Here is a 3,645-nt window from a genome sequence, read left to right as displayed (position 1 = left end):
CTAACTGAAGGGGTCTATATGGCCCCTTTTTATTTTCTCAGATTAACCCCTCTTACAACGTGTTAGGCATCAACATGATATATAAAGTACGAGCAAAAATAATTGAAGAGAAATTGGGTGAGTTTTATGAAAGACTTACGGATGGAACGATTAACAACCAACTTCCAGATGGTGAAGAAATAGTTTCTTCCATGAAACGAGCGGTATTAACTGAACCAGGTTTTATAGAATGGTTTGAGACGTGTTTTTGTCCTACCCCTTTGCAACATGAACGTGAAACCCAGTATGATTCTTATTTTTCTGAAATTGATACTGAGCTTGTCCACAGCTATGGTAAAATTAATGGAGAATCATTTTGGTGTTATATGGAATCAATTAATAATCGCAAAGAACGATGAATAAATTTTTTCTTTGTCTACATTTTACCAATCTCAACGAGGTAAGTGACGGGGGAGGCGTTCGGGATGAAAGAAGTGCATACATTTTTGGCATTATGTTTTTCTACCTAAATCGTCAACCGCTACTTGGATAATGCAAGGGGAACGATACCTTGATGTAAAACTTGCCGTTAAATATCTTAGCAGAGATAATGACTTGAAAACTCTAATTGACCATTTTGGTGTTATTACGTTGAAACGTAGACGTAATTACTTTAAATCCTTGTTGAGGTCAATTATCCACCAACAATTGAGCAGTAAGGCGGCGGGAACTATTGAGAATCGTTTCCTGGAACTTTATAATGCAAGTCGATATCCTTCTCCAGAAGAAGTCTTGAAAACCCCTGCAGAGGTGATTCAAAATGTTGGAATTTCAAGAATGAAAACTGAGTATATACGAGGTCTTGCAAAAGTAATAGTTGATAGAGATATACGTTTAGATAAGCTTACAGAATTATCGAACGATGAAGTCGGAACTGTGTTGAAACAAGTAAGGGGTATCGGTCAATGGACAGTAGATATGTTTCTTATTTTTTCTTTGAATCGCCCTGATGTCTTTCCCTTAAATGATTTGGGAATTCAAAAGGGATTGATGTTATTTCTCGGTCGGGCTAAATATCTGGATCGCGAGTCTATGCTTTCTTATTCCGAAAAATGGAAACCCTATAGAACACTTGTATCTCTCTATCTCTGGAAAATTGTAGATGAAGGAATAGATATTTCTTCTCAAAAAAAGCCTTGAATATGTGAGCTGACGCCAGCCTAAAAACTCTTCAGGCTCATTTGAAAAGCGGCAAACACCACTGAGACGATAACGATCACACGGTACGGCTTTTCGGGGATTTTTTTTACGATCCAGACCCCCGCAAAGGCACCAAGGACAATGGCAGGAATAAGGACCAGATCAAACAAGAAAGTTTTTACATCGATAGTCTCCCAGATGAATATGTGAAAAGGTAGTTTGAACAGATTCACAAACAGGAAAAACCAGGCGCCAGTGCCGATGAAACTGTTTTTCTCTAAACCCATAGCAAGAAAGTAGATAGACATGATAGGTCCGGCCGAATTGCCGATCATTGTTGAAATGCCTGCCACAGAACCAGTGATTAATGAGAGTAGAAAGCTGGGTTTGACTTTTAGATTATTGTTTAGGTTTGCCCCCATGACCAATGCACCGAGGATCAGTATTCCCGCCAACAGAACCGTGAACTGAGCATCACTGATTCTGTCTCCAATGAGAATCCCCAGTAATATACCAAAGATCGTACTGGGCGAAAGTTTCAGGATCAGCTTTATATCGGCATGCTTGTGATAAAACCAGACACCAAAAAAATCAGCGAATATCAGAAGAATAAGGACAATACCTGTTGAAGGCTTAGCCCCGAAAATGCCCGCCATGATCGGTACCGTCAGCATACCGAAACCGCCCAAACCTGTTTTTGCCATGCCAATAGCCACAGCGCTAAGAAAGATCAGTGATAATTCTGGCAGTTGCAGTGAATAGCTATGAATGATATCGAACATGAATCAGAAGTTTCCGAAATTAGTTTTCCTTTTTGGGGGACACAAGAGTAGTATCCTCCTCAGTATAGCAAGGTCCTTTTAAGCCGTTGGCCATAGGTTCGAATCCTATCGGGCACACACCAGATTAACCCCTCTTAATGAGGGGTTTTTTCTTTATATACTGTCGAGAGTTGACTTTCCCGTAATCTCTCCGTACGTTAACAAAACAAGGTCAAATGAATTCTTAGAATATCGAAATGTGGAAACGCTTTCAGATCAGCTTTCTCAACCTGGTAATTGACGGGGGACGGTCGGGATGAAGAGAGGGAGACATTGTCGGGTCTTTTTTGTTTGTAATAGAGACACCCACATTGATGGGTAATTCTATGTAATTTTCTGTATGAAAGGGTTTTGGTGATGAAAATAATTATCGTCGGTGCCACCGGTGCCGTTGGTAAAACTGCTGTAGACGCCCTGTCGGCTCGGCATGAAGTCATCCGAGTTGGCAGAACCAGTGGTGATGTGCAAATGGATATCGAAGACATCGACAGCATCCGCGCAATGTATCAGCAGGTTGGCAATGTTGATGCCGTGGTGAGCGCTATCGGTCAGGTTCATTTTGGTGCGGTTCATGAAATGACCAGTGAACAGTTCATGAAGGGCATTAATCAAAAGGTTCTACCACAGGTCAACCTGGTGTTGGAGGGTTTCGATTACGTGAATGATGGTGGATCCTTCACCGTGACTAGCGGTGTGTTGAACCGTGATCCGATCCGGGGTGGTTCGTGTGCCGCCGCCGCCAATGGTGCACTGGATGGTTTTGTGAGAGGGGCTGCGGTTGATATGCCTCGCGGCATTCGCATCAACGCTGTTAGTCCCGAAGTACTGGAAGTGTGTCGAGCAAAATACGATGGTTTCTTTCATGGCCATGAGCATGTATCGAACGAAGCGGTGGGTCTGGCCTACAGCAAGGCGGTAGAAGGCTGCCTGAGTGGACAGATATTTATTGTGGAGTAGTCCTCTTTGATCAAGAAAGTGAACCAATTCCCAAACGTGAGTCTCAGATGAAGCGAGTTGGGTTGGCCCTAGTCGGATTGGGTAACGTAGGACGCCGTTTCCTCAGGCTTCTCATTGAGCACGACGACACGCTTAGAGAGAAGTATGGCCTTGCCTTCAGCGTCCATTGTGTCGTTGACAGCAGCGGTGTCGCGGTCAGTGATGATGGGTTCGATCTTGCCCGCTTGCTAGAACACAAAGTGTGTGGATTGAAGCTTCGTGAGTTACGCGAGTTTGACGAAGGTCTGACCCTGGCGGTAGCGCTCGACAGCGTCCAATGCGAGATTCTCCTGGAAGCGTCACCGGTTGACCTCAACACGGGGAATCCAGGCCTCTCGAATTGTAGGACAGGTCTGGAGCACGGGCTGCACCTCGTATTGGCCAACAAGGCCCCATTGGCGCTTGCTCAAGCGGAGCTTGATCGTCTCGCGGCGGACGCCGACGTGGGTATCCTCTACAGCGCAACGTTTTGTGGCGGGCTTCCTGTGCTCAACATTGTCAGGCGTGATATGGTTTGCGGCAAAATTTTGGGCTTCCGAGGTATCTTCAACGCCACGACGAATTTCATTCTGGAAGAAATGCTCAAGGGGCGCGGCTATGCAGACGCGCTCCGCGAAACTCAAGAACGAGGGATTGCGGAAGCTGATCC

Annotated in this window: 5 protein-coding genes; 4 read left to right on the top strand and 1 reads right to left on the bottom strand. The window is 44.8% G+C overall.

All coding sequences use genetic code 11. From position 1 onward, the window contains the following. The first annotated feature begins 59 nt into the window (after positions 1-59). Together EYO21_01270 and EYO21_01265 are read left to right on the top strand one after the other, a co-directional pair. Complete coding sequence (locus EYO21_01270; GenBank protein ID HIB02444.1) at positions 60-398, top strand: hypothetical protein; 339 nt, start codon at positions 60-62, stop codon at positions 396-398. Between the two features lie 133 nt (positions 399-531). Beyond that, entirely contained in the window at positions 532-1,179 is a 648-nt protein-coding gene (locus tag EYO21_01265) for a DNA-3-methyladenine glycosylase 2 family protein (GenBank protein ID HIB02443.1), read from the top strand. Between the two features lie 20 nt (positions 1,180-1,199). Here EYO21_01265 and EYO21_01260 read toward each other — a convergent pair whose 3' ends face one another. Continuing rightward, entirely contained in the window at positions 1,200-1,961 is a 762-nt protein-coding gene (locus EYO21_01260) for a sulfite exporter TauE/SafE family protein (protein HIB02442.1), read from the bottom strand. A gap of 396 nt (positions 1,962-2,357) precedes the next feature. On the opposite strand from EYO21_01260, the gene EYO21_01255 reads away from it, so the two are divergent. Next, entirely contained in the window at positions 2,358-2,957 is a 600-nt protein-coding gene (locus EYO21_01255) for a short chain dehydrogenase (protein ID HIB02441.1), read from the top strand. 47 nt (positions 2,958-3,004) lie between these two features. Further along, positions 3,005-3,645, top strand: a 641-nt coding sequence (locus EYO21_01250; GenBank protein ID HIB02440.1) for a homoserine dehydrogenase, incomplete at its 3' end; no start/stop codon positions are given.

Source organism: Candidatus Neomarinimicrobiota bacterium, assembly GCA_012964825.1.
GTDB lineage: Bacteria > Fidelibacterota > Marinisomatia > Marinisomatales > S15-B10 > UBA2125.
Note: the sequence above shows the minus strand (reverse complement) of the source record. Positions and strands in the feature narration are given on the sequence as shown.